The sequence below is a fragment of the Falsiroseomonas sp. genome, assembly GCF_051860665.1.
Classification (GTDB): domain Bacteria; phylum Pseudomonadota; class Alphaproteobacteria; order Acetobacterales; family Acetobacteraceae; genus Falsiroseomonas.
In genome coordinates this window covers 136,794-162,485 of sequence record NZ_JBHYDM010000009.1, presented here as the reverse complement: position 1 = coordinate 162,485, position 25,692 = coordinate 136,794, and the positions used below count along the sequence as shown (strand labels likewise).

Genomic DNA, 25,692 nt, shown 5'->3' with positions numbered 1-25,692 from the left:
CCGCGTCCTGCAACGCGGCAGGCTGCCACCGGGTTCAGATGGCCACCCGCACGCCGAGCTCCACCACCCGGTCCGAGGGGATGCGGAAGAACTCCGTGGCCGGCAAGGCATTGCGGCTCATGATGGTGAACAGCCACTGGCGCCAGCGCGGCATCTTCGGCACCGCCGCCGCCACCACCGTCTCCCGCCCCAGGAAATAGCTGGCCTGCATCGGCTCGAAGGGAATGCCGATGTCGCGCAGCGCCTCCAGCTCCCGCGGGATATGCGGGCTTTCCAGGAAGCCGTAGCGCAGGATCACGCGGTGGATGTCGGGCGCCAGCTCCGTCACCTCCCGCCGCTCCTCGACGCGGGGAATGTCCTCGTTGATCACGGTGACGAAGAGCACGCGCTGGTGCAGCACCTTGTTGTGCTTCAGGTTGTGCAGCAGCGCGCCCGGCACGAAATCCGCCTGCCCCGTCATGAACACCGCGATCCCCGGCACCCGCGTGGTGCGGGACTGCGGCAGCCGGGCCAGGAAGGACTTCAGCGGCAGGCTGTCCTGCCGGAACCGGGCAAACAGCAGGTCCCGCCCGCGCCGCCAGGTCAGCATCAGCGTGAAGATCAGCATGCCCAGCACCAGCGGCACATAGCCGCCCTCCGGGATCTTCAGCGCGGTCGAGATGAAGAAGGCGAGGTCCAGCAGCAGCAGCGGCCCGAAGACCGCGATCACCAGCACCCAGGACCAGTTGAAGACGCGCCGGAACACCAGCAGCGCCAGGGCCGAGGTGCAGACGAAGGTGCCCGTCACCGCCAGCCCATAGGCGGCCGCCAGGCTGTCGCTGTTCTTGAACTCCAGCACCAGGATGACCACGCCGATCAGCAGCAGCATGTTCACCTGCGGCAGGTAGATCTGGCCCTGCTCCGTCTCACTGGTGTGATGCACCGTCAGCCGCGGCAGGAAACCCATCTGCACGCATTGCCGGGCAATCGAGAAGGCGCCCGAGATCATCGCCTGGCTGGCAATGATCGTCGCCATGGTCGCCAGCACCACCAGCGGCAGCCGCGCCCAGTCCGGCGCCAGCAGGAAGAACGGATTCTCGATGGCCGAGGGATCCGACAGCAGCAGCGCGCCCTGGCCGAAATAATTCAGCGCCAGCGCCGGCAGCACGAAGGCCACCCAGGCCAGCTGGATCGGCTTGCGGCCGAAATGGCCCATATCGGCATAGAGCGCCTCCGCCCCCGTCACCGCCAGCACGACGGAGCCGAAGGCGATGAAGGCGGCCAGATGGTAATAGGCGCAGAACTGGATGGCATAGCTGGGCGAGAGCGCGACCAGCACCCCCGGCTCCCGCACCACCTCGATCAGGCCGAGCAGCCCGATCGCGCCGAACCACAGCGCGCAGATCGGGCCGAAAATCCGCCCCATGCTGCCCGTGCCCCGCCACTGCACCAGGAACAGCGCCAGCAGGATGCCGAGCGCAATCGGCACCACCGCCTCCTCGAAGGCGGGCGAGATGACCTTCAACCCCTCCACCGCCGACAGCACCGAGATGGCCGGCGTGATGATGCCATCGCCGAAGAACAGGCTGGCCCCGGCAATGCCGATCAGGGCCACGATCCAACGGCCCCGCTCCGTCCGTGCCTGCCGCTGCGCCAGGGCCATCAGCGCCAGAATGCCACCCTCGCCCCGATTGTCGGCGCGCAGCATGAAAATCACATACTTAACCGTGACGGTCAGCACCAAGGCCCAGAAGATCAGGCTCAACAGCCCGAGAATCTCCCACCGCTCGATGCCATCGGCCGAGAAATGCAGCAGCGAAGCCCGCAAGGCATACAGCGGACTGGTCCCGATATCGCCGTAGACGACACCCAGAACCCCGATCAGGGCAGCCAAGGTCACCGGACGCTCAGCCGCGGAAGAATGACTCAAAGGCGTCGCTCCACATGCGCAACCGGCGGAGCCATAGGACCGATGCCAGGGCCGGCGCAAGCACCGCTTCGCCTGGGTGGCGCGGGTGACGCGGGGAGGGCTTTGCCCTCCCCGCACCCCACCCACCAAAGGCCAGTGGGCCTTTGGAAACCGCGACTCAAGGGGAGGGTGGAGGCAAAGCCTCCCCCGCCATCACCAGCGCAACCCCTGCGGCTCAGTGCCCGCGCAGGATCTGGCTCAGGAACAGGCGCAGGCGGTCGGTCTTGGGGTCGTTGAACAGGGCTTCGGGTTCGCCGCTTTCGACGATTTCGCCGCGGTCCATGAAGACGACGCGGTCGGCGACCTGGCGGGCGAAGCCCATTTCGTGGGTCACGCAGATCATGGTCATGCCGGTTTCCGCCAGCATCACCATGGTATCGAGCACTTCCTTGATCATTTCCGGGTCGAGGGCCGAGGTCGGCTCGTCGAAGAGCATGATCTTGGGTTTCATGCAGAGGGCGCGCGCGATGGCGACGCGCTGCTGCTGGCCGCCGGAGAGCTGGCCCGGGTATTTCTTGGCCTGTTCCGGGATGCGCACCCGGGTCAGGTATTCCATCGCCAGGTCCTCGGCTTCCTTCTTCGGCATCCGGCGCACCCAGATCGGCGCGAGGGTGCAGTTCTCCAGGATGGTGAGGTGGGGAAACAGGTTGAACGATTGAAAGACCATGCCGACTTCGCGGCGGATGGCGTCCAGGCTGCGCAGGTCGTCGGACAGTTCGATGCCGTCCACCAAGATCTTGCCCTGCTGGTGTTGTTCCAGCCGGTTGATGCAGCGGATCATGGTGGATTTGCCGGAGCCGGAGGGCCCGCAGACGACCACGCGTTCGCCGGTGGCGACCGAGAGGTTGATGTCGCGCAGCACGTGCAGCGCGCCGAACCACTTGTTCACGTCCTGCAGGACGATGGCCGGCGGCGTGTCGGTCCGCATGGCGGAGGCGAAGCGGGCCTCGGTCTCGATGGTTTCGCTCATGGTGGAATTCCTAGCGGCGGCGGTGCTGGTTGAGGTCGCGTTCCAGGTCCTGGCTGTACTTCGACATGGCGAAGCAGAACACCAGGTAGATGGCGCCGACGAAGACATAGACTTCCACGCCGAAGCCCTGCCAGGCGGGTTCGACGATGGCGGTCTTGCCCGCGGTCAGCAGGTCGAAGATGCCGATGATCAGCACCAGCGACGTGTCCTTGAAGAAGCCGATGAAGGTATTGACCAGCGGCGGGATCACCAGGCGGAGCGCCTGCGGCAGGATGATGAGGCCGGTCTTCTGCCAGTAGGACAGGCCGAGGGCTTCGGCCGCCTCGTATTGTCCGCGCGGCAGGGTCTGCAGCCCGGCGCGGACCACCTCGGCCAGGTAGGCCCCGGCGAAGAGGGTGATGGCGACCTGGGCGCGCAGCAGCTTGTCGATGTTCATCCCCTCGGGGAGGAAGAGCGGGAACATGACGCTGGCCATGAACAGAAGGCTGATCAGCGGCACGCCGCGCACCAGTTCGACGTAGAGGACGCAGAGCGTCTTGATGGCCGGCAGGCGGGACCGCCGGCCGAGCGCCACCAGCACCGCGAGCGGGAAGGCGAAGGCCAGGCCGAAGGTGGAGAGGATCAGCGTGATCGGCAGCCCGCCCCAGCGTTCCTGCGGCACGTAGGACAGGCCGAGGATGCCGCCCCACATCAGCACGCCGATCACGGCCAGGGTGACCACCCAGATCGGGACCAGCACCCAGGACCAGAAGCGCCGCATGGCGGAGACGATGTAGAGGCCGATGAACAGGGCGCAGACCAGCAGCGGCCGCCAGTGTTCGTCGTAGGGATAGGTGCCGAACAGGATGAAGCGGTGCTTTTCCTGGATCACCGCCCAGCATGCGCCGGTGCCGCGGATTTCGCGGCAGGCGGAGGTATCGGCCAGGTTGCCGTTCATCGGGACGGACCAGATGGCGTTCACGAAGGCCCAGTCGATGAAGCCCATGGTCCAGCGCACCAGCAGGTAGCCGAGCGCCAGGGTGACCGCCGTGTTGATCCAGGAGGAGAAGAGATTGGCCCGCATCCAGGCCGCGGCGCCGGTGGTGGCGATCGGGGCCGTGCGGGGTGCCGCTTCCGCATTGGCGGTGGCGGCATTCAGCGTCACGTCGCTCATGCTCAACGCTCCACCAGGGCGATTCGGGAGTTGTACCAGTTCATGAACAGGCTGATCGACAGGCTGATGGTCAGGTAGACCAGCATGATGATGGCGATGCCCTCGATCGCCTGGCCGGTCTGGTTCAGCGTCGTATTGGCGATGCTGACGATGTCCTGGTAGCCGATGGCCACGGCCAGGGAGCTGTTCTTGGTCAGGTTCAGGTACTGGCTGGTCATCGGCGGCACGATCACCCGCAGCGCCTGCGGCAGCACGATGCGCTTCAGGATGTCGCCGCGGCGCAGCCCCAGCGCCTGGGCCGCTTCCCACTGGCCCTGGTTCACCGCCTGGATGCCGGCGCGGACGATCTCCGCGATGAAGCCGGCGGTATAGGTCACCAGGCCCAGCAGCAGGGCGAAGTATTCCGGCGTCATGGTGATGCCGCCACGGAAGTTGAAGCCGCGCAGCGCGGGGATATCCGGCGTGAAGGGGGCGCCATAGGCGGCCCAGACCAGCAGCGGCATCCCCACCATCAGGGCGAGCGCCGCCGGCCAGACCTTGCGCGGCTGGCCATCGGCGTATTGGCGGGCGCGCATGGCCTTCGCATACAGCAGCGTCCCCACGAGGCCGGCGGCCACCGCCAGAAGCGTCCAGCTATGCGCCGGCAGCCATTCGATGAAGGGCAGCTTCAGCCCGCGATTGGACAGGAAGACGCCATCCACCGGGTTCAGCGCCTGGCGCGGGCCGGGCAGGCTCTGCAGGATGGTGTACCAGAACAGCAGCTGCAGCAGCAGCGGCAGGTCGCGGATCACCTCGACATAGACGCCGGCGATCTTGGACAGCAGCCAGTTCTGCGACAGCCGGGCGATGCCGATCAGCGTGCCGAGGATGGTGGCCAGCACCACGCCCACCACCGCCACCTTCAGCGTGTTCAGCACGCCCACCATCAGGGCGCGGCGATAGGTATCGGTGGGGTCGTATTCGATCAGGCTCTCGCCGATCGGCAGCCCCGCCTCCCGGCCCAGGAAGCCGAAGCCGGTCGCAATCCGGCGCACCTCCAGGTTGTGCACCGTATTGGACCACAACCAGTAGACAATGGCCGCGACGAGGCCGACCACGAGCACCTGCCAGACGATGCCGCGCAGGCGCTCATCGGACCAGGACAGGCGGATCGGTCGTCGTGGCGGCCCGGCCTTGGCCAGGCGCGGATCGAGGGTCGAGGAAGACATGCAGCATCCCTGTTGCGGATTGGCTCCAGCGGGTTGGCTCCCGCCGGTGGTCTCGGTCGTCTGTCTCATCCTGGGGGCCGCGGAGACCCGGCAGGGGCAAAAGGGGTGAGGAGTGGCAGTAGGCGGTTCGGGTAATTTCGAAACGGGTATGCAAGAGCGAGGCCGCGCCACGCGGGCCTGGGCCGGTGCGGCAGGGCGGCGCCGAAGCGGCCAGGGGCCGGCGTCGGGGCGGGGCCCGGGGCCGGGCCGCGTGACCGGGCCGCATGACCGGGCGGCGTGGCGCCGCCCGGTCCTCATCTCACGCGGCGGGGCCGCGTGCGGGGTCTGCCTTCAGCGCAGCGGCGGCGCGTATTGCAGGCCGCCATTGGTCCAGAGCGCGTTCGGGCCGCGCTGCAGGCCGATCGGCGTCAGGTTGCGCTCGAAGATCTCGCCGTAATTGCCCAGCGTGCGGATGACATTGACCATCCACAGATTGTCCACGCCGAGCATCGCGCCGAGCTCGCCGCTGCGCCCCAGCATGCGCTGCACGTCCGGCCGCGCGTCCGACTGCGCCGCCTGCTGCACATTCGCGGCGGTGATGCCCAATTCCTCGGCACCCACCAGGCCGAAATGAATCCACTTCACCAGGTCGGCGAAGCGCTGGTCGCCATGGCGCACGGCGACACCCAGCGGTTCCTTGCTGATGACATCCGGCAGGATCATGTGCTCGGCCGGGCGCGGCTGGGCCGAGCGGGTGGAGGCGAGGCCGGAGACGTCCGTGGTATAGGCATCGCAGCGGCCGGAGACATAGGCGCCGACCACTTCCTCCAGCCGCTCGATCACCACCGGGGTGAAGCGGATGCGGTTGGCGCGCGCCCAGTCGCTCAGGTTCTGCTCGGTGGTGGTGCCGGGCTGCACGCAGATGGTGGCGCCCTGCAGGTCGCGCGCCGTGCGCACGCCGGCCGAGGTCTTCACCATGAAGCCCTGGCCGTCGAAGAAATTGATGGTGGAGAATTCGAGGCCCAGCGAGGTGTCGCGCGACAGGGTCCAGGTCGTGTTGCGGGCCAGCATATCGACCTCGCCCGACTGCAGCGCCGTGAAGCGGTTCTGCGCGGTGGTCGGCACGTAGCGGACCTTGCTCGGGTCGTTCCACAGGGCGACGGCGACGGCGCGGCAATAATCCACGTCGAAGCCGCGCCAGACGCCCTGGCTGTCCGGCTGCGCGAAACCGGCGAGGCCGGTATTCACCCCGCAGATGAGCGTGCCACGCGCGCGGATCGCGTCCAGCGTGGGCGCCCCGGTCGGGGCCTGGGCCATGGCTGGCGTGGCCAGCATGGCCATGCCGCCCATCATGGCGGTCAGGGCCAGGCGAAGAGCCTTCATTCGGTGAACTCCCTCATTCTCATTGCGAAGCCTCGGTCCGTCCGGTTCGGCCGGCGGCACCGTCACCCCGGTTTGCCCCTGGTGACGATGCTGCGCCAGCCTCCGGCCGGGATCAACGCGCAAATCAGGGCGCGTCATTCGCCTTCGCCTAGGCGGCGGCCCGGCACATGTCAAACCGGCCATCTTCCTGCCATCCTGCCGCCTTGATGGCGATGCGCGGCACGCGCCGGAAGCCCGGTCGGGGAAAGGATTTGCTACGATGCGCATGATTTCGGCGGAGCAGCTGCGACAGGCCCTGCCCTGGGGGCGGCTGGAGGCCGCGCTGGAGGAGATGTTCCGCCTGGGCTGCGAGGCGCCGCTGCGCCATCGCCACCCGCTGCCGGAGGGGGGCATGCTGCTGCTGATGCCGGCCTGGACCGCCCGCCATTCGGGGGTGAAGACCGTGCATGTGCTGCCGGCCAATGGCGCGCGCGGCCTGCCGGCGGTGCAGGCGGTCTATCTGCTGTCGGATGCCGCCACCGGCCAGCCGCTGGCCCTGCTGGATGGCGGGGAGCTGACGGACCGCCGCACCGCCGCGGCCAGCACACTGGCCGGCCGCTTCCTGGCCCGCCCGGACAGCCGCCGCCTGCTGGTGCTCGGCGCCGGCCGCGTCGCCACCGCGCTCGCCGAGGCCTGGTGCGACCGCTTCCCCATCGAGGAGGTGGCGATCTGGGCGCGCAATCCGGTGCAGTCCCAGGCCTTGGCGAAGCGGCTCGCGGCGCACGGTCTGCCGGCGGTGGCCGCGGCCAGCCCCGATCCGGCCGGCTACGACATCGTCTCCGCCGCCACGCTCTCGGAAGCGCCGCTGGTGCACGGCGCGGCCGTCTCGCCGGGGACGCATGTGGATCTGGTCGGCGCCTTCCGCCCGACCATGCGGGAGAGCGACGGCGCCCTGCTGGCCCGCGCCACATTGGTGCTGGACACCCGCGCCGGCGGCCTGGCCGAGGCGGGCGACGTGGTGCAGGCCATCGCCGAGGGGGCCATCGTGGAAACCCATGTGGCCGCGGACCTCTTCGACCTGTGTCGCGGCACCCATCCCGGGCGGCGCGATGCGGCGGAGGTGACGGTCTTCAAATCGGTCGGCTGGGCGGGGGAGGATCTGGCGGCGGCGGTGCTGGCGACCGCCTGACCCGCTTCAGCGCCGGCGCAGCCGCTCCGGCGCGATATCCACCGGGCCGCCGCGGAGCTGGGCCTGTTCCATGGCCTCGCCCGGCTGGGTCGCGCCGGGCCGGATCGGGTTGCTCACGGTGCCGGCGGCGTCGTTCTCCCCGGCCTCCTCGCCGCTTTCGCCCTCGCGCACCCGCTCCCCGCCCGGCAGGGTGGGCCGCAGCGCATCCTCAGAACCCCGGGCCTCGTCCAGCCTGTCCTTGTCGTCCATGGCGCCTGCTCCTTATCCGAGGCAGGCCCAACGCCGCGGGCCGGCGCCGGGTTCGCCGCGGGAACCCGCGGCGCGGCGGGGCTTTGTCACCACGCAACGAGGCGGAGCGGGATGCATGAGCGCATGGTGGCAGGGTGCGGTGATCTACCAGGTCTATCCGAGGTCCTTCCGGGACGCGGATGGCGACGGGGTGGGCGATCTGCGCGGCCTGCTGGCAGGGCTCGACCATATCGCGAGCCTCGGCGTGGACGCGCTGTGGCTCTCGCCCATCTATGTCTCGCCCCAGGCCGATTTCGGCTATGACATCGCCGACCACTGCGCCATCGACCCGGCCTATGGCACCCAGGCGGATTTCGATGCGCTGGTCGCGGCCGCCCATGCGCGCGGGCTGAAGGTGATGCTGGACCTGGTGATCGGCCATACCAGCGTGCAGCACCCCTGGTTCCTCGAAAGCCGGGCGCGGCGGACCGGGCCGCTGGCGGATCGCTACATCTGGGCCGATCCGCGGCCGGACGGCACGCCGCCGAACAACTGGCTTTCGGTTTTTGGTGGCCCCGCCTGGCGCTGGGAAAGCCGCCGCCGCCAGTACTACCTGCACCATTTCCTGTCCGACCAGCCGGCGCTGAACCTGGCCGAACCCGCGACCCGCGAAGCCGTGTCGGAAATCATGCGCTTCTGGCTGTCCCGCGGCGTCGACGGGTTCCGGATCGACGCGCTGGACTTCCTGCACCGTGACCCGCAGCTGCGGGACAATCCGGCGGCGCCGCCGAAATCCGAAATCCCGTCAAAACTGTTCGGGATGCAGCTGCACCAATACGACATGATGGGGCCGGAGACGCCGACCATCCTGCGGCATCTGCGCGCCACGGCGGATGCCTTTCCGGATCGCGCGCTGCTGGGCGAGCTGTCCTCGCAGCCCGGCGCGCATGCCCGGGTGGCGCGTTCCACCGGGCCGGGCCTGCTGCACATGGCCTATACCCTCGCCCCGCTGCGCGGCGTCTTCGACCACCCGATCGCCACCGCCCTGGTGCAGGCCGCGGCCAATCCGGAAGGCTGGGCCTGCTGGTGCTTCAGCAATCACGACGTGGTGCGCACCGCGACGCGCTGGGCGCCCGGCCAGGTGCCGGATGCCCGCGCCACCCGCCTGCTGCTGGCCCTGCTGCTGACGCTGCGCGGCAGCATCTGTGTCTATCAGGGCGAGGAGCTGGGCCTACCCGAGGCGAAGCTGCCCTTCGAAGCCCTGCGCGACCCCTTCGGGATCGCCTTCTGGCCGGATTTTGCCGGGCGAGACGGGTCACGGACGCCGATCCCCTGGCAGAAGGACGCGCCCCATGCCGGCTTCACCACCGGCACGCCCTGGCTGCCGGTGCCGGAGGCGCACCGGCCGCTCGCGATCGATGCGCAGGAGGCCGACACGGAAAGCCCGCTGCACTTCACCCGCGCCCTGCTGAAGCTGCGCCACGGCCACCCCGCGATGATCACCGGCGACCTGGTGCCGCTCGACCTGCCGGCGCCGCTGCTGGGCTATGACCGGGTGGATGCGGGAAGCGGCGCGCGGCTGCGCTGCCTGTTCAACCTCTCCGGCCAGCCGGCGCCAGTTCCGCCCATGCTGCTGGTGGATGCGCAGCCGCTGGCGGATGCGATCCTACCCGACCCGCAGGGGACGCTGCCGGCTTGGGGGGTGGCGTTGGCGCGGATGCCATAGGCGCCGCAGTCACGCTGAGCCCAGGCCGAACGGCGCGGGTTTTTCCGCACCTGCCGAATGAAGGGTCTTCCTCGCCATCGATTCAACCGGATCGATGGCGTGGCTGTCGGCTGGCTCGCTGGAGGCGCTCAGCAAATCGAAGACCCGGTCAGGGTCACGGATGTCAAAGAACCCGTAGGAGCGGTTGTGGCCTGCAAATTCGCCAGAACCTCTCCGCACCGCCACAATGACATCGCCCCTGCAATCATTGCGCCGGATCACCTTCAGCTCCTTGCGAGAAAACGAATAGCACCGAACGGTCCTGCTTCCGTTCGGACCGAAGAAGACCTCCAAGATCCTCTTGTTGGTCAGAAAATAGACGGAACGCTTCTGCCGAGGGCGCGCCGAGCGAAGGAACATTCGAGAAAATAGCGAGAGTGTCAGGAATATAGGAAAAAACACCAGATTCACAAGCAAGGGCCTGCATTGCCAGTAGTACAAGGCGAGACCCAATCCTATTGCGTTGATTATCAGCACAAGGAACGACAAAAACGATAAAAAATATCCATCATACAGACCCAGCTCGCCTAAGGCTTTCGGTCCCGGACGACCGATCCAGGTCACCCTCTCGCCTGGATGGAATATGTTCTTGAGGCGGCCGCCGGCCTTCCACTTCTTTACGACGCCAAACATGAAAGCCCCTTCCAGCGAAGCCTTATTGCGAAGGCCGGCGTGATCTCGATCCACCCGTCGCATTGAAAAATCGTCGCAAGGTGATTCCGGCGGGACCTTCCGACTTTCGTCGCACTGGCGCTCAGGGCCGAAAAAAGCAATCCCAGCCAGGGCGTGCAACGCCACGCCTGACGCAAAGGCTGCGGAACCGGCTGTGTCCTGGGCCACGACCTGCCGAGCACACAGGACGATGCGCACCCCTCCCTGGACGGCCGGCCCGCATCGCGCTTCAAGCTTCGTTCTCGAAGCACGGAGCCGGCCCAGCACATGACCCCCGCACAGCGCGACGCCCTGATGGGCGTGACCACCGCCACCCTCACCACGGTGCTGCTGAAGAAGGGCGTGCGCTTCTGCTACATCGCCGGCAGCCGCCCGCTGGTGCCGGGCCCGACCAAGCGCATCGTCGGCCCGGCCTTCACGCTCCGTTTCACCCCGACGCGCGAGGATCTCGCCACCGTCGATAGCTGGGCCTCCCCCACCTCCACCCGCGCCGCGATCGAGGCGATGCCGGAAGGCGCCGTCGCCGTGGCGGATGCCATGGGCAGCACCGCCGCCGGCATCTTTGGCGACATCCTGTGCGCCCGCATGGCCAAGAAGGGCGTCGCCGGCCTGGTGACGGACGGCATGGTGCGCGACGGCGCCGGCGTGATCGGCACCGGCCTGCCGGTGTTCTGCCAGGGCTATGTGGCGCCGGCCTCCGTCGCCGCGCTGAATTTCGTGGGCTGGCAGGAGACGATCGGCTGCGGCGGCGTCACCGTGGTGCCGGGCGATATCGTGGTCGCCGACCAGGACGGCGCCGTGGTGATCCCCGCCGCCCTGCTCGATGCCGTGGTCGATGCCGCGGTGGAGCAGGAGCGGCTGGAGGCCTGGATCATGGTCGAGGTCGGCAAGGGCGTCGCCCTGCCCGGCCTGTATCCCGCCAATGCCGAGACCAAGGCGCGCTATGAGGCCGACAAGGCCGCCGGGCGCGCGTGATACCCCGGGCGCGCTTCACCCCGCGCGCCCCTCCTCCGCCACCACCGCATCCAGCACCGCGCCGAAATCCTGCGCCAGCCGGGATGGCGCGCGGTGGCGGGACTGCAGCAGGCTGACGGCGAGGCGCGCGCGCGGCAGCAGCCGGCGCACCAGCAGGCCCTGGGCCTTCGCCTCCCGCAGCCCCACCCCGTCCAGCACCGCGATCCCTGCCCCCTCCCGCACCAGGGCGCAGGCGATGGTGGATTGCGAGACCTCCATGGCGATCCGCCCGCTGCGGCCGGCTTCCGCCAGCGCCCGGTGCAGCACCGCGCCCACCGGCTGCTGCGGGCCGAGCGAGACCAGCGGCTGATCCAGCAGATCCGTCAGGCGCAGTGTCCGCTTTGCCGCCAAGGCATGGCCCGCCGGCAGGGCGCAGCCGATCTCCGAGGCAAAAAGGTTGCGCGCCGCGATCCGCGCATCCGCCGTGCTGCCGAGGATCAGCGCCAGATCGGCCCGGTGATCCGCCACCAGCTTCACCGCCTCGATCGCCGTCACCGCACGCAGCGAGACAAGCACATCCGGCCGGCCGGCGCGGAAGCGGGCGATGGCGCGGGGCAGCAGGGCGGTGCTCAGCACCGGCACCGCCACCAGGGTCAGCAGGCCGGAGCGGCCGCCGCGCAGATCCTCCGCCAGCCGGCCGAGATCCTCCAGCGCGGTGAAGGCACCGACCAGCTCCGGCAGCAGCGCATGCGCCTCCGCCGTCGGCACCAGGCGTTTTCGCTCGCGCAGGAACAGGGCGAAGCCCAGCCGCTCCTCCGCCTGCTGCAGCATCTTGCTGGCGCTGGGCTGGGACATGCCGAGGGCCGCGGCCGCCGCCGTGACGCCGCCCAGCTCCATCACCGCCCGGAATACCTGCATCTCGCGAAGGTTGAGGGTCATAGCCATCCGGGCATGATGTCAGCCGATCTGGCTATTTGACAGCATGTTTCCCGCGCCGCAGCCTCCCGGCCCAAGGAGGAAATGCATGAAGATCGCCAGCATCCAGGGCTTTCACGCCGGCTTCAGCCCGCAGCCGGCGCTGGGCAATGCCTCCACCTTCATCCGCCGCCGCGATTTCCTGCTGGTCCGCGTCACCACGGAGTCCGGCGTGGTCGGCTGGGGCGAGGTTTTTGCCTCGCCCTTCGCCGCCGCGGCGCTGATCAAGGCGAGGCTGGCGCCGCTGGTGCTGGGGCAGCCGGTGGCGGATTACGGCCGGATCTACCAGGCGATGCTCGGCACGCTGGGCTATGACCGGCGCGGCCCGGCGATGATGGCGGCCTCCGCCATCGACATGGCGCTGCATGATGCGGCGGCGCGCGCCCAGGGCCTCAGCGTGGCGGCGATGCTGGGCGGGGCGCTGCGCGACCGGGCGCTGGCCTATGCCAGCGGCCCCTTCATCGCCGAGGGTCCTTCCCCCTACGGGGCCTATCCCGGGCAGATCGACGCCCTGCTGCGCCGCGGTTTTCGCGCCCTGAAACCCCGCGCTGGCTTCGACCCGCGCGCCGATGGCGCGATGACCCGGGCGATGCGCCGCCAGGTGGGCGAGGACATCGCGCTGATGGTCGATATCAACCAGGGCTACGGCGTCGGCTCCGCCATCGAATCCGCGAAACGCATGGAGGAGGCCGGCCTGCTCTGGATCGAGGAGCCGCTGCAGCCGGAGGATATCCCCGGCTACCAGGCGGTCGCCCGCGCCGTGCCCTGCGCCATCGCGGGCGGGGAGGCACTGGCCAGCCTGGCCGCCTTCCGCGACTTCCTGGCCGCCCGCACCTTCGCCGTGCTGCAGCCGGACCTGACCGTCTGCGGCGGCTTTTCCGGCTTTCGGAAGGTCGCGGCGCTGGCGGATGCCTATGACCTGCCGGTGATGCCGCATGTCTTCGGCACGCTGGTGAACTTCCGGGCAGCGCAGCAGATGGCGGCGCTGCTGCCGGCGCGGCGCGGCGGCGGGCCGGCGCCCTATCCCTTCCTGGAATACGACGCGACGCCCAATCCGCTGCTGACCCTGCTCGGCACGCCGGAGCTGGACGCGGCCGGCATGATCGCGCTGCCGGAAGGGCCGGGCATCGGGCTGGAGCTGGACCCGGAACGCCTGGCGCCCTGGCTGACCGAAAGCTGGACCCTCGGCCGCGACTGAGAACAAGAAGATCGGGAAGGAAACAGTCGATGACCCGCATGATTCGACGCCGCTCTCTGCTGGGTGCGGCGCTTGCCACCGGCCTTGCCGCGCCGGCCTTCGCCCAAAGCTACCCGAGCCGCCCTGTCCGCCTGGTGGTGCCCTATCCGCCCGGCGGGGCCACGGACATCACCGCCCGGCTGCTGGCGCAGGAGCTGTCGCAGGCGCTCGGCCAGTCCTTCGCGGTGGAGAATCGCGGCGGCGGCGCCAGCGTCACCGGCACCCAGGCGGTGGCCACGGCGCCGGCGGACGGCCACACGCTCGGCGTCTTCGACAGCGCCTTCGTGGTGAATCCCGGCCTGCTCGGCAGCCGGCTGCCCTATGACACGCGGCGCGACTTCAGCTTCGTCTCGGTGCTGGTGCGCTCGCCCCTGGTGCTGGTGGTGCCGGCCGCCGCGCCCTGGCCGGACCTCGCCGCGCTGGTGCGGGACGCCAAGGCGCGGCCGAACGAGCTGACCTTCGGCTCCGCCGGCAATGGCACGGCGGTGCATATGGCGGGCGAGCAGTTCCGCCTCGCCGCCGGCTTCACCTTCCTGCATGTGCCCTATCGCGGCGGCGGGCCGATGATCACGGATGTCATCGCCGGCCGCGTCCAGATGGCCTTCGGCACCATCCCGGCCATGGCGGAACATGTGCGCGCGGGCCGGCTGCGCGCGCTGGCCATCACCGGCGCCACGCGCTCCGCCCTGCTGCCGGAGGTGCCGAGCATGGCGGAGGCGGGCTTCCCGGCCGTGGATGCCGCGCTGATCAATGCGCTGGTCGGCCCCGCCGGCCTGCCGGAGCCGGTGCTGGCACGGCTGGCCGAGGCCTCCCGGCAGGCCGTCACCGGCGCGGCGATGCGGACAAGGCTGACGGAGCTGGGGTTTGAGCCGGTGGGCGGTACCCCGGCCGAGGCATCCGCGCAGTTGCTGGGCCAGATCACGCAGTGGGAGCAGGTGATCAAGGAAGGCGACATCAAGGTGGATTGAGGGGCCCGTCTCCTCTCCCCCCTCACCCGGCGTCAAGGAAGGCTTCGCCGATGGCACGGCTCCCTCACCCACCCCCCCAAACGGGGGAGAGGGCTTTGGGTCACCCCAGCGGCGGCATGGGCGCGCCGGTTTCCCCCCGCATTCCCATGCGCGCGATGGACCCCCAGGCGCGGTCGTATTGCGGCGGGGTGCGGATGGCGTCCACCCGGCCCAGCGCCACGGCCGCGCGCATCGGCCAATAGGGGTCGCGCAGCGTGGCGCGGGCCAGCAGCACCAGGTCCGCGCGGCCCTCGGCGACGATGGCCTGCGCCTGCTCCGGCTCCGTGATCAGGCCGACGGCCGCCACCAGCACGCCGGCGCCCTGCTTCACCGCCTCCGCCCCCGGCACCTGGTAGCCCGGGCCGAGCACGATCTTCTGGGACGGGTCGATGCCGCCCGACGAAACATCGATCAGGTCGATGCCCAGCGCCGCCATGCGCCGGGACAGCTCCACGCTCTCCGCGGTCGACCAGCCGCCCTCGATCCAGTCGGTGTGGGAGATGCGCAGGAACAGCGGCACCTCCTCCCCCACCGCCTTGCGGACCGCATCGGCGATCGCCAGCGGCAGCCGCGTGCGGCCTTCGAAATCGCCGCCCCAGCGGTCGTTGCGGGTGTTGCTGATGGGCGAGAGGAACTGGTGCAGCAGATAGCCATGCGCGCCATGCAGCTCGATGATCCTGTAGCCGGCCGCGATCGCCCGCTTCGCGGTGGCGGCGAAGGCCGCCGGCAGGTCGAGGATCTCCGCCTCCGTCATCGGCCGCGGCGCCGCGAAATGGCCCATGGGCAGGTTGCTGGCGGAGACGATCTCCCAGCCCGGGCTCGCCGGCTCATCCACCCAGGCCGGGGCCCGGCTGGCCTTGCGGCCGGCATGGCCGATCTGGATGGCGGGCACCGCGCCGGCATGGGCGATGGCCGCGGCCAGGCGGGCATGGGAAGGGATCTGCGCATCCTCCCAGAGCCCGACATCGCCCGGCGTGATGCGGCCTTCCGGCGTCACCGCGGTGGCCTCCACCATCACCATGCCCGCCCCGCCCAGCGCCCGCTGCAGCAGATGCGCCAGGTGCCAGTCGGTCGGCCGCCCGTCATCGCCGCAGCAATACTGGCACATCGGCGAGATGCCGATCCGGTTCGGCAGCGTCACGCCACGGATGGTCAGCGGGGAAAACAGGTCGGTCATATTGACGAAAATCCTGGTCAGGGCGCGAAGGGGGGCAGGCGGCCGAGGCGGCTTTCCATCACCACGAGCAGCGGCAGGCGGCCGGCGGGCGCCGGCAGGATGCGCCCGGCGGCATCCGTGGGGTAGCGGGTCAGCGTCACCGTATCCCCGACATTGCCGCCCACCACCTCCACCACCCCCGGCGCCACGCCGGTGACGATGTCGCAATGCATCGGACGCGGCACCCCCGCCTCCGCCCGCCGCTCCGTCCAATGGCTCAGGCGGTTGCGGCTGCTGCGGTCGAAGCAGACCAGGTCGGCCGGCCGCGGCGCATGCTCGGCCGGCGCATGCGGCAGGAAGGGCGCGGTGGCGGGGAAGGAGTCCGCATCCGCGATCAGCGCATCCAGGTAGAGCGAATGCGTGGCATTCGGCGGAAACTCCCGCGCATCCACCCCGGCGGTCCGGAAGACCCAGGAGATGAAGGCCGCCGACCAGGCCGGGTTGGACCAGAGCGTGCCGCTGCCCATGCCCCAGACGGCGGCGGCATAGATCTGCCGGTTGTCGCGGATCGCCCCCTCGTCATCCTCCACCGCCCGCCAATAGGCCAGCACGCGCGGGAAATTGCCGATGGCGGATTCGGCGGGCGGCGCTTCGGCGGCATCCGTCCAGGCCTCACGCACCGTGCCGCCCCAGTCGCGCCATTCCGCCAGCGCCAGCCGCACCACCCGCTCCGCCGCCGCGGGGGGATAGGGCAGGGGCGGGTTGGCGGGCGGCGGCGGCGGCGGGCGGGGGCCACCGCAGGCCGAGAGGGCCAGCAGCAGCGCGGCCGCGGCCCACCTCATGCGGTCATCCTCATGCGGGCACCGGCAGGCGCAGGATCGCGGCATCCGGCGCCATCAGCCCGAGCACCGCCGCGGCCTGCGCCGCCGGATGCGCGGCGCCGCCGAGGGGGGAGGGAACCACCTCCAGCGCCGTGCCGCGCGGCCGCACCAGGGGGCGCAGCAGCGCCACCGCCTGGCGGTGCAGCGCCTGGGCCTGGGCCAGGGCCTCCGCCGACAGCGCCTCGGGCCGCGCCTCCCCGGCCAGAGCCACGGCGCCGGCGGCGCGCGCCAGCAGGCCGATCGTCTCCGCATGGTCGCGCAGCGGGGCAGGGGTTGCGCCGTCCAGCGCCAGCCCCTCCAGCCGCACGCTGCGGCCGCCGTCGCGCAGTTCCGCCGCGCCGGGCTTCACCGCCGCCAGTGCGCGGCCGATCGGGCCGGCCAGCAGCAGCGGGTCCAGATGCGGCAGGGCGCGGGCCAGCGCCAGCAGGGCCACAGCATGCTCAGCGAGCGTCGCCGCCCCGCCGGCCTCCCGGAAGGCGCCGGAGGGCGCCTGCCGCGCCAGCAGGGAGGCGACCAGGGCGGAAAGCGGCGCCTGGGCGCCGGCGCGCAGCCGCGCCTCCGCCGCCAGCACCGCGAAGGCCAGGTCCCGCAGCCCCGGCTGCCCCGCCTGCAGCGCCGCCATCTGCCGGTCGAACCAGCCTTCCAGCGCCAGGATCCGTTCCGCGCTCAGCGGCACCCGGTAGCCGCCGCGGCTGGCCAGCAGCAGCTGCGTCGCCACCGCATTCAGCGCCGCCCCATTCGGCGGCAGCGGGTCGAGGTCGAGGCCCGAGAGCTGCTCCCCCGCCGCGCCGGCCGCCGCCATCACCCGCGCCGCGGCCTCCGCCCCCGTGCCGGCTGCCAGCAGCCGGTCCTCCCGCACCACCAGCGCCTCCCCGGGGGCGAGTTTCGCGGGGCCATGCCGCAGGATCACCCAATGCAGCGCGCCGGGGCGCGCGGCGATGGCGCGCAGGGCCATGACCTGTCCCGGCGCCTGGGGGCGGAGATGCAGGGTTGGGCCGCCCGCCGGCCAGCCGGCCGGGCCGATCGCCACATGCGGCACCGGCCTGGCATCCGCCCAGACCGTCATGCCCGCCGCCTGCGGCACGCCGAAATCGCGCCAGGCCCCATCCTCCTGGCCCAGCCGCCCCTCCGCCATCTCCAGCCCGCCGCTGCCCAGCTGGTCCAGCGCAGTGGAGACGCGCAGCCGGGTGACGCGCTGGCCGGCGGCGGCGGTGAAGGTAACGGTCAGCCGCAGCAGCGGCGAGCCGGCCGTGATCTCGTATTCGTAGCGCAGCCGCCCCGCCTCGACGGTCCGGGCGCGAAAAAAGCCCGCCTTGCCGGTGATGCGGCTCTCATGGCTCAGCACCACGCTGCCGCTGCGGCGGCTGATGGCGAAGTCGCGGATCGTATCCTCGGCATCGACGCCGTTGCGGAAGCGGCCGAGGCGGAATTCGGTGAGGTTGCCGGTATGCAGCACCGGCGGCCCGTCCTGGCCGCGCAGCTGCTGGCGCACCATCCCGGCCGAGAGGTCGCCGGTGAAGCGATGGAAGGGGGTCAGGATCTCGAAATCCCGCGGATCGTCCCGCAGCAGTTCGATCCCGCCCGAGGCGGCGCGGCGGCAGGGGATCGGCGCATCCGCCATGGCCATGACGAAATCCAGCACGCCATCGGCGAAGGCCGGGTCGGCGTCGCGGATCTCCGGCTGCGCCAGCAATTCGGCGGCCTGGGCATTGGCGGGCACGGCGCAGAAGCTGCCGGCCTCCGCCCCCTCGCCCTCGGCCAGGGCCATGAGACGGCGGCCGCCCACCACCGCCTCCCGCAGCAGGGCGCCGCGCAGATGGGCGATCAGGCGGTCACGATCCGTCGCGTGCAGCAGGTTGCGCATGGTCTGCGATTGAGCTCCCCGGATCCGCCACAGGATACCGTCGCAGGGGCCCTGGCGTGAAGGGGATGTCAGGCGGCCGTGCCGGCCGGCGAGACACTTCTGACCTGGGCTTCACCTGCCCGTCACGGGATCGTGAGGCTGCGCTTGGCAGAATGGCCCGGTCCAGGCGGTGCCTCGACGTTTTTCTCCCGGCGGCTCGCGCAGGCTGCGCGAGCCCAAACTCCGCCCCCCGGCCCGGAAGGTGCCGGGGGGTTTTTTCGCCCTCAGCGCCCGGTCATGATCCGCTCGACCAGCTGCTTTGCGGTCGGGACGAAGCCGTTCGAATAGAAGGGGTCGCTGGCGAAGCGATAGGCATTGTGGCCGGCGAACATCAGGTTGCGCTCCAGCGCCCCGTCATGCGCCACGTCCTGCAGCGTCTTCTGGATGCAGAAGCTGCGCGGATCGGCCTTCTTGCCGGTGGAGAAGTCCGGCTCCGTCTGGGCCCAGTTCGAGAAGCGGCAGTGGCTGAGGCAGCCCATGCAGTCGATCTGGTCCTTGGTGATCTCCCGCGCCATCTCGGGCGTCACGAAGATCAGGGTATTGTCCGGCGTGCGCATCGCCTCGATGAAGCCCGCCGCCTCCCAGCCCTGGACGCGGGCGCGGTCCTGCGGGGTCAGGTAGACCAGCCGCTTGCGCGGGCCCACGCCGTAGTCGGAGACATGGTCGCCCACCGGTTCGCTGGTGAAGGCCACCTGGCGCTCGTTGCGGTCTTCCAGCTCGCGCAGGAATTCGTTGCGGATAGCGCTGGAATAGAAGCCGGTGGGGGAGAAGGGCTGCAGCGAGACATCGCCCGGCTTCAGCGTCAGCAGGCGCTGCTTCCAGGCCTCGCTGATCGGGCTTTCCTGGGTCAGCAGCGGGCGCGTGCCGAACTGGAAGGCGATCGGGCCGAGGTCGGGATTGTCGATCCAGTCCTCCCACTCCTCCAGCCACCAGACGCCGCCGGCCATGATGATCGGCACGTCGCCCAGGCCGAATTCGCGCATCTGCTGGCGCAGCTTGAGGACGCGGGGGAAGGGGTCCTCCGGCCGCTTCGGATCCTCGGAATTGGACAGGCCGTTATGGCCGCCGGCCAGCCAGGGGTCCTCATAGACCACGCCGCCCAGCCATTCCCGCGTCTTGGAATAGGCGCGCTTCCACAGCGCGGCGAAGGCGCGGGCGGAGGAGATGATGGGGTAGTAGTGCACCCCGTAGTCGCGGGCGATATCCGCCAGGCGATAGGGCATGCCGGCGCCGCAGGTGATGCCGTGGATCAGGCCCTTCGCGCCTTCCAGCATGCCGCGCGCCACGCGTTCCGCCCCGCCCATCTCCCAGAGGATATTGGCGTGGATGCGGCCCTGGCCGCCGGCGCGTTCATAGGCTTCCCGCGCCTGGGCGATGCCGCCGGCGATGCCATAGGCCACCAGCTCCTCATGCCGCTCCCGCCGGGTGCGGCCGGAATAGGTCTGGCGGATGAGGTTGCCTTCCGCGTCGTAGCTATCGGCATTCACCGCGGAGAAGGTGCCGACGCCGCCGCCGGAGGCCCAGCCGCCACAGGTCGCACCGTTCGAGACGGCGACGCCCTTGCCGCCTTCCACCAGCGGAAGAACGTCCACGCCACCCATGCGGATCGGGTTGATGGCCTTCAAGGATCAGGGCTCCGCCTACTGTGCTTGTTACGGCGCCATATTCGTGATGACGCTCGCGTGATGTGAATATGGCGTGTCAGGACCCGCAGGGGGAGGCCCCCCGCGGGAATGTTTGCAGATCTTGACCAGGGAGGGCCGGAAGGCCCTCCGAGGCAGGATCAGCCCTCGTCGCGGCGCGGCCGGAAGTTGCGCTCGCCATCGCGGCGCGGACGGTCGCCGCGCGGCGGCCGCTCGCCGCCCTCGCCTTCCTCGCGCGGGCGGCGGGCGCCGACCTGCTCGGAGATATCGGCGCCGGTCGCCTGGTCGACCACGCGCATGGAGAGCTTCACCTTGCCGCGGTCGTCGAAGCCGATGACCTTCACCTTCACCGCGTCGCCGTCCTTGACCACGTCGGTGGTCTTCTGGACGCGCTCATTGGCCAGTTCGGAGATATGGACCAGGCCGTCCTTGGCGCCGAGGAAGTTCACGAAGGCGCCGAATTCGGCGGTCTTCACCACCTTGCCGTTGTAGATCTTGCCGATCTCCGGCTCGGCGACGATGCCCATGATCCGGTCGATGGCCTTCTGCGCGGCCTCCACCGTCGTCGCCGCCACCTTGATGGTGCCGTCGTCGTCGATGTCGATCTTGGTGCCGGTCTGCTCGGTGATCTCCCGGATCACCTTGCCGCCGGAGCCGATCACGTCGCGGATCTTGTCCTTGTTGATGTTGATCACGGTGATGCGGGGCGCGGTGGCCGCCACGTCGCCGCGGGCGCCCGAAAGGCCCTTGGCCATCTCGCCCAGGATATGCAGGCGGCCGTCCTTGGCCTGGCCGAGGGCGATCTTCATGATGTCGAAGGTGATGGAGGTGATCTTGATGTCCATCTGCAGCGCGGTGATGCCCGCCTCGCTGCCCGCCACCTTGAAGTCCATGTCGCCCAGGTGGTCTTCGTCACCCAGGATGTCGGAGAGCACGGCGAAGCCGCGGTCTTCCTTGATCAGGCCCATGGCGATGCCGGCGCAGGGGCGCTTCAGCGGCGCGCCCGCATCCATCAGCGCGAGCGAGGTGCCGCAGACGGTGGCCATCGAGGAGGAGCCGTTGGACTCCGTGATCTCGGAGACCACGCGCATCGTGTAGGGGAACTTCTCCTTCTCCGGCAGCAGCGGGTGCAGGGCCCGCCAGGCCAGCTTGCCGTGGCCGATCTCGCGGCGGCCCGGGCTGCCCATCCGCCCCGTCTCGTTCACCGAGTAGGGAGGGAAATTGTAGTGCAGCATGAAATTCTCGCGGTACTCGCCCGCGAGGGCATCGATGATCTGCTCGTCCTGCCCGGTGCCCAGGGTGGCGACGCAGAGCGCCTGCGTCTCGCCGCGGGTGAACAGGGCGGAGCCATGGGCGCGCGGCAGGATGCCGACCTCGGCCAGGATCGGGCGGACCGTCTTGGTGTCACGGCCGTCGATGCGCATGCCGGTGTCGAGGATCGCGTTGCGGACCACATCCGCCTCGAGCTCCTTCATCATGCCCTTGGCCGCGGCGGCATCCAGGCCCTCGGCCTCCAGCTGCGCCACCACCTGCTTCTTCACCGCGCCGACCTGCGCCTGGCGGGCCAGCTTCTCGGTGGTCTTGTAGGCCTCGATCATCGGCGCGCGGCCGAGCTCGGCGATGCGGGCCTTCAGCGTCTTCACGCTGTCGGCTTCCTCCGGCAGGGCCCAGGGCTCCTTGGCGGCCACCTCGGCCAGCTCGATGATCCCCTGGATCACCGCCTGGAAGGACTTGTGGCCGAACTCGACGGCGCCGAGCATGACCTCCTCGGACAGTTCCTGCGCCTCGGATTCCACCATCAGCACGCCTTCGGCGGTGCCGGCGACGACGAGGTCGAGCTGGGACTGCTGCATCTGGGCGGCGGTCGGGTTCAGCACATAGCCGCCATCGATATAGGCGACGCGGGCGGCAGCCACCGGGCCGAAGAAGGGAATGCCGGACAGCGTCAGCGCGGCGGAGCAGCCGACCAGGGCGACGATATCGGGGTTGTTCTCCAGGTCATGCGACAGCACGGTCGCGATCACCTGCACCTCGTTCCGGAAGCCTTCCGGGAACAGCGGGCGGATCGGCCGGTCGATGAGGCGGGAGATCAGCGTCTCGGACTCGGAGGGCCGGCCCTCCCGCTTGAAGAAGCCGCCCGGGATCTTGCCGGCGGCGAAGGCCTTCTCCTGGTAGTTCACCGTCAGCGGGAAGAAGTCCTGGCCCGGCTTCACGGACCGCGCGCCGACCACGGTGCAGAGCACGATGGTGTCGCCGAGGCGGGCCATCACCGCGCCATCCGCCTGCCGGGCGATCTTGCCGGTCTCCAGCGTCAGCAGCTGGCCGCCCCAGGAGATGTCCTTGCGGAAATACTTGTCGAACATGGATCGTCCTTCTTGGACCCGCCGGATGCGGGCCCACAGCGTAGTGCCGCCCGGCGCGGAACCGCGCAGGCAGCCGGAACGCGACGAAGGCGGATGCCGGGGAGCGGGTCGCACCCAGGAGATGCGCGGCGACTCGGGCGGCATGGGTCCCACCGCAACCCGTCCCGAAGGCGGCGCGATGGGGACGGCATGAAGAAGGCCGCCCATGTGGCCGGAGGCGCCGTCATCGCCCCATCCGGGCGCGGCTGGTCCGCAAGGCATCCGCTGCCATCGCAGCGAAGGTCCTGCCCGGGATCGGGCCAGACCCGGCGGCCCTATGGCATGATGCCGGGGGAAAGGCCAGCGGAAAGGGGTTAAGGGGACCGGGCCGGGTACCGCTCAGCGCCGCGCCGCCTCGGCCTCCAGGAAGCGCGGGTCGTTGAAGTCGAACAGGCGGTTCTCCAGCGCGATGCCGGTCTCCACCTCATAAAGGGTCACCCGCGTCTCCCGCGCCTGGGCATCCAGCACGGTCCATTGCCGCAGCTCCATCGGCGCCTCGGCGAAGGACAGGGTCAGCAGCCCCTCCGCCCGGGCGCCGGTGCGATGCAGCGCGACCCGCAGGAAGCCCCCGCTGCGCTCCGTGCCCACCACGGTGATATTGCCCGAAAGCCGGATCTCCGGCGTCAGCAGCAGGCCGAGCGGGGTGGAGGAGGCCGGCACCGCGGTAGGCTGGCGCAGCTCCCGGTCATACATCAGCACCTGGCCGCCGGAGGCCACCAGCAGCAGGGGCTCGGGCGGGTCGTAGTCGAAGCGCATGCGGCCGGGGCGGCTGATCAGCGCGGTGCCCTGGGCCGAGGCGCCGTTCTGCGCCACCTGCAGGAAGCGTGCCCGCAGCGTGCGCAGGCTGTTGAGATAGGCCTCCACCCGGCCCAGCGCGGCGCGGTCGATGGCGGCCGCGGACTGACCTTGGGCCAGGCCCGGGCGGGGAAGGACGGGGGCGAGCGCCAGGGCGGCGGCGGCCTGCAGCAGGTGGCGGCGGTTCATGCCCTGGCAGATGGCCCATCGGCGCCGTCCCGGAAAGGCCCTGCCGCATTAACCTCATCTCAATCCCGCGCGGGGTCTAATGCGCCGAGGCCGATGGCCAGAACCGCCATCCTCCGCCCGAGAAACGGGTCCCCGGCCGCCCGAACCAGCGGAGCCTTCCGATGCCCTTCGACTTCGTCCCGCCCGGCACCCAGGCCCATCTGCCGATCGATGCCGGCACCATCCACGGCGTGCCGCGGCACGAGCTGGTGGCGCATGCGATGGAGCAGATCCCGCCCGCCCTGCGCGGCGCGGTGGCCGAGATCGAGGTCACCGGCGGCGGCCAGTTCGTGCATATGGGCATGGTCTTCGACCAGGTCGCCTGGCGCGCCGCCTGGCGCCGCCCCGGCCTGCCGGTCGCCAGCGGCAGTTTCCCGGTGTGGAACGGCAGCCCGGTCTGAGCACCGCCTTATCGAGCGGCCGCTTCCCGGACCCCGCCTCCGCCGGCCCGGTTCCCCGCCGGACGCCCGCGTCCTAGGCTCCCCGCAAAGCCCGCGGAGAGCGAAGATGTTCGAGACCGAATCGACCCCCGAATCGCGCATCGCCGGCGCCGCCGCGCTGCTGGCCGAGATCCGCCGCGGCCGCCGCGCCCCCATCCCGGGCCTGCCGGAGGCGCTGCGCCCGACGACGATCGCGGAGGCCGAGGCGATGCAGGCGGCGACCTATGCCGCGCTCGGCTGGTCCATCGCCGGCTGGAAGGTGGGCCGCACCCTGGGCCAGCCCATCGCCGCCCCGCTGCCCGCCGCACGGCTTTCCCCCGTCACCGAGGCCCCGCTGCGCCTGCCGCCCGGCACGGCGATGGAGCTGGAAGTGGCGCTGCGGCTGCGCCAGGGGCTGGATCGCGCGGCGCTGGCGGCGCTGCAGCCGGCGGAGCTGCCGGCCCTGGCCGATCTCGTCCTGCTCTTCGAATTCGTCGAAAGCCGCTTCACGCCGGACCACCCGGCCGGGGACCTCGAGAAGCTGGCCGATTGCGTCTCCAACGGCAGCTGCGTCTTCGGCCCCGCCACGGGCGAATGGAGCTGGAAGGATGCGGAGGCGCTGGAGATGCGCCTCAGCGTGGATGGCATCACCGTCGCCCATCACCTCGGCCCGCATCGCGCCATGCCGCTGGTCGAACTGCTGACGGGCTGGCGCGACCGCTGCCTGGGCCTCGGCCACCTGCCCCGGGCGGGGGAGGTCATCACGCTCGGCAGCCAGACCGGCATGCTGCCGGTGCCGGCAGCAGGCGGGCTGCTGCTGGGCGAGATGACGGGGCGCGGCAGCCTGGCCTGCCGCGTCGCCCCACTCGGCAGTTCCCTGGGCAGCTGATGGCAGCAGGGGGCGAGCACGAAGCCGGCCCGCCGCTCGCCCGCCTGCATGGCATGGGCGGGCACCTGCTGCTCTATCCGGACCGCATCCGCCTGCTGCGCCATGGCCCCTGGTTCACCGCCATGAACCTGCTGGCGCATCTGGAGCGGGAGATGGAATCGACCATCCTGCTGCGCGACCTGGTGGCCGTGCATATGGTGCGCTCGCTGCTGCTGGTGCAGTTCCTGCGCCTGACCTATGCGGGCTGCCCGGCGCCCACCGGCCACTATCTGCGCGACGCCTTCGCCGAGAACGCCTTCCTGTTCAGCCTGGCGGACAACCGGCCGCTGCTGGAGATGCAGCACCGGATCACCGCGGCCACGCTGCGGCTGCAGGGCGGGGCGCCGGAAGGCGCCGCTGGTCAGGGTATCTTGTAGTCGGGGCGGGCGGGCAGCGGCCAGGTCTCGGCCTCCAGCCGGTCCGCCAGGCCTGCCATCTGCGCCGCGGCCAGGGGATGCCCGGCATCCAGCGCCGCCACGGCCAATTGCCGCAGCCGGGCCAGGATCGCGGCCAGGCTTTCGCCCGCCGGCGGTGCGGGCAGGGTTTCGGCCAGGTCGGGTTGGGTCGGGCGCGCCATCATGGTCGATCGTGACTTCGAAAAATTGTCCGGACAAGCTGCAGCGACCGCCGGAGCGCGCCGGATCCTTCACGCCTTTGCGCATAGCCTTCCCCTTGTCAGACGCGCTATAG

General features: G+C 70.4%; 23 protein-coding genes. 8 read left to right on the top strand and 15 right to left on the bottom strand.

Features of this window, described 5'->3' with window-relative positions; all coding sequences use genetic code 11:
- Positions 1-34 precede the first annotated feature (34 nt).
- The 5 genes from ACTIF1_RS12225 to ACTIF1_RS12205 all read right to left on the bottom strand — a co-directional run bounded on the left by ACTIF1_RS12225 (position 35) and on the right by ACTIF1_RS12205 (position 6,641).
- On the bottom strand, positions 35-1,879 hold the full coding sequence (locus tag ACTIF1_RS12225) for a potassium transporter Kup (RefSeq protein WP_439596699.1): 1,845 nt from the start codon (positions 1,877-1,879) through the stop codon (positions 35-37).
- Positions 1,880-2,123: 244 nt separating this feature from the next.
- Positions 2,124-2,918: an amino acid ABC transporter ATP-binding protein gene (locus ACTIF1_RS12220; protein ID WP_439596698.1), complete on the bottom strand. Its 795-nt coding sequence runs from the start codon at positions 2,916-2,918 to the stop codon at positions 2,124-2,126.
- Positions 2,919-2,928: 10 nt separating this feature from the next.
- Positions 2,929-4,071 (bottom strand): amino acid ABC transporter permease, encoded by a 1,143-nt coding sequence (locus tag ACTIF1_RS12215; RefSeq protein ID WP_439596697.1) that lies wholly within the window; start codon positions 4,069-4,071, stop codon positions 2,929-2,931.
- A gap of 2 nt (positions 4,072-4,073) precedes the next feature.
- On the bottom strand, positions 4,074-5,279 hold the full coding sequence (locus tag ACTIF1_RS12210) for an amino acid ABC transporter permease (protein WP_439596696.1): 1,206 nt from the start codon (positions 5,277-5,279) through the stop codon (positions 4,074-4,076).
- Between the two features lie 330 nt (positions 5,280-5,609).
- On the bottom strand, positions 5,610-6,641 hold the full coding sequence (locus ACTIF1_RS12205) for an amino acid ABC transporter substrate-binding protein (RefSeq protein ID WP_439596695.1): 1,032 nt from the start codon (positions 6,639-6,641) through the stop codon (positions 5,610-5,612).
- A 259-nt stretch (positions 6,642-6,900) separates the two neighbouring features.
- Here ACTIF1_RS12205 and ACTIF1_RS12200 point away from each other — a divergent pair, with 259 nt between their 5' ends.
- Positions 6,901-7,809, top strand: coding sequence for an ornithine cyclodeaminase family protein (locus ACTIF1_RS12200; protein WP_439596694.1), 909 nt, complete (start codon positions 6,901-6,903; stop codon positions 7,807-7,809).
- Positions 7,810-7,815: 6 nt separating this feature from the next.
- Here the strand turns inward: ACTIF1_RS12200 and ACTIF1_RS12195 are convergent, their stop codons facing one another.
- Positions 7,816-8,058 carry a hypothetical protein gene (locus ACTIF1_RS12195; protein WP_439596693.1) on the bottom strand — a complete coding sequence of 81 codons (243 nt, stop codon included), beginning with the start codon at positions 8,056-8,058 and terminating at the stop codon, positions 7,816-7,818.
- Positions 8,059-8,173: 115 nt separating this feature from the next.
- Between ACTIF1_RS12195 and ACTIF1_RS12190 the strand changes: the two genes are divergently transcribed.
- Entirely contained in the window at positions 8,174-9,763 is a 1,590-nt protein-coding gene (locus ACTIF1_RS12190) for an alpha-amylase family glycosyl hydrolase (protein WP_439596692.1), read from the top strand.
- Positions 9,764-9,772: 9 nt separating this feature from the next.
- On the opposite strand, the gene ACTIF1_RS12185 is transcribed toward ACTIF1_RS12190, so the two are convergent.
- Positions 9,773-10,672 (bottom strand): hypothetical protein, encoded by a 900-nt coding sequence (locus ACTIF1_RS12185; RefSeq protein WP_439596691.1) that lies wholly within the window; start codon positions 10,670-10,672, stop codon positions 9,773-9,775.
- A gap of 69 nt (positions 10,673-10,741) precedes the next feature.
- Here ACTIF1_RS12185 and ACTIF1_RS12180 point away from each other — a divergent pair, with 69 nt between their 5' ends.
- Positions 10,742-11,449 (top strand): ribonuclease activity regulator RraA, encoded by a 708-nt coding sequence (locus ACTIF1_RS12180; RefSeq protein WP_439596690.1) that lies wholly within the window; start codon positions 10,742-10,744, stop codon positions 11,447-11,449.
- Between the two features lie 15 nt (positions 11,450-11,464).
- Here ACTIF1_RS12180 and ACTIF1_RS12175 read toward each other — a convergent pair whose 3' ends face one another.
- Positions 11,465-12,373 (bottom strand): LysR substrate-binding domain-containing protein, encoded by a 909-nt coding sequence (locus ACTIF1_RS12175; RefSeq protein ID WP_439596689.1) that lies wholly within the window; start codon positions 12,371-12,373, stop codon positions 11,465-11,467.
- A gap of 79 nt (positions 12,374-12,452) precedes the next feature.
- On the opposite strand from ACTIF1_RS12175, the gene ACTIF1_RS12170 reads away from it, so the two are divergent.
- Together ACTIF1_RS12170 and ACTIF1_RS12165 are read left to right on the top strand one after the other, a co-directional pair.
- Complete coding sequence (locus ACTIF1_RS12170) at positions 12,453-13,601, top strand: mandelate racemase/muconate lactonizing enzyme family protein (RefSeq protein ID WP_439596688.1); 1,149 nt, start codon at positions 12,453-12,455, stop codon at positions 13,599-13,601.
- A gap of 29 nt (positions 13,602-13,630) precedes the next feature.
- The gene (locus ACTIF1_RS12165; protein ID WP_439596687.1) at positions 13,631-14,608 is read left to right on the top strand and encodes a tripartite tricarboxylate transporter substrate binding protein; all 978 of its coding nucleotides are present in this window, start codon (positions 13,631-13,633) and stop codon (positions 14,606-14,608) included.
- A 100-nt stretch (positions 14,609-14,708) separates the two neighbouring features.
- Here the strand turns inward: ACTIF1_RS12165 and ACTIF1_RS12160 are convergent, their stop codons facing one another.
- The 6 genes from ACTIF1_RS12160 to ACTIF1_RS12135 all read right to left on the bottom strand — a co-directional run bounded on the left by ACTIF1_RS12160 (position 14,709) and on the right by ACTIF1_RS12135 (position 23,616).
- Positions 14,709-15,824: an NADH:flavin oxidoreductase/NADH oxidase gene (locus ACTIF1_RS12160; protein WP_439596686.1), complete on the bottom strand. Its 1,116-nt coding sequence runs from the start codon at positions 15,822-15,824 to the stop codon at positions 14,709-14,711.
- Between the two features lie 17 nt (positions 15,825-15,841).
- Positions 15,842-16,645, bottom strand: coding sequence for a DUF2272 domain-containing protein (locus ACTIF1_RS12155; RefSeq protein WP_439596685.1), 804 nt, complete (start codon positions 16,643-16,645; stop codon positions 15,842-15,844).
- A gap of 10 nt (positions 16,646-16,655) precedes the next feature.
- Complete coding sequence (locus ACTIF1_RS12150) at positions 16,656-18,548, bottom strand: hypothetical protein (protein ID WP_439596684.1); 1,893 nt, start codon at positions 18,546-18,548, stop codon at positions 16,656-16,658.
- A 263-nt stretch (positions 18,549-18,811) separates the two neighbouring features.
- The gene (locus ACTIF1_RS12145) at positions 18,812-20,212 is read right to left on the bottom strand and encodes an NAD(P)H-dependent flavin oxidoreductase (protein WP_439596683.1); all 1,401 of its coding nucleotides are present in this window, start codon (positions 20,210-20,212) and stop codon (positions 18,812-18,814) included.
- A gap of 158 nt (positions 20,213-20,370) precedes the next feature.
- On the bottom strand, positions 20,371-22,593 hold the full coding sequence (gene pnp / locus ACTIF1_RS12140; protein WP_439596682.1) for a polyribonucleotide nucleotidyltransferase: 2,223 nt from the start codon (positions 22,591-22,593) through the stop codon (positions 20,371-20,373).
- 378 nt (positions 22,594-22,971) lie between these two features.
- Positions 22,972-23,616: a LolA family protein gene (locus tag ACTIF1_RS12135; protein WP_439596681.1), complete on the bottom strand. Its 645-nt coding sequence runs from the start codon at positions 23,614-23,616 to the stop codon at positions 22,972-22,974.
- A gap of 161 nt (positions 23,617-23,777) precedes the next feature.
- Here ACTIF1_RS12135 and ACTIF1_RS12130 point away from each other — a divergent pair, with 161 nt between their 5' ends.
- The 3 genes from ACTIF1_RS12130 to ACTIF1_RS12120 all read left to right on the top strand — a co-directional run bounded on the left by ACTIF1_RS12130 (position 23,778) and on the right by ACTIF1_RS12120 (position 25,379).
- On the top strand, positions 23,778-24,056 hold the full coding sequence (locus ACTIF1_RS12130; RefSeq protein WP_439596680.1) for a hypothetical protein: 279 nt from the start codon (positions 23,778-23,780) through the stop codon (positions 24,054-24,056).
- Between the two features lie 106 nt (positions 24,057-24,162).
- Entirely contained in the window at positions 24,163-24,963 is an 801-nt protein-coding gene (locus ACTIF1_RS12125) for a hypothetical protein (RefSeq protein WP_439596679.1), read from the top strand.
- Positions 24,963-25,379 carry a hypothetical protein gene (locus ACTIF1_RS12120; RefSeq protein WP_439596678.1) on the top strand — a complete coding sequence of 139 codons (417 nt, stop codon included), beginning with the start codon at positions 24,963-24,965 and terminating at the stop codon, positions 25,377-25,379. Before ACTIF1_RS12125 ends, ACTIF1_RS12120 begins: the two co-directional genes overlap by 1 nt.
- Here ACTIF1_RS12120 and ACTIF1_RS12115 read toward each other — a convergent pair.
- A complete protein-coding gene (locus ACTIF1_RS12115) occupies positions 25,364-25,579 on the bottom strand; it encodes a hypothetical protein (protein WP_439596677.1) in 216 nt (71 codons plus the stop codon). The two genes, ACTIF1_RS12120 and ACTIF1_RS12115, sit on opposite strands and share 16 nt — an antisense overlap.
- Positions 25,580-25,692 lie beyond the last annotated feature (113 nt).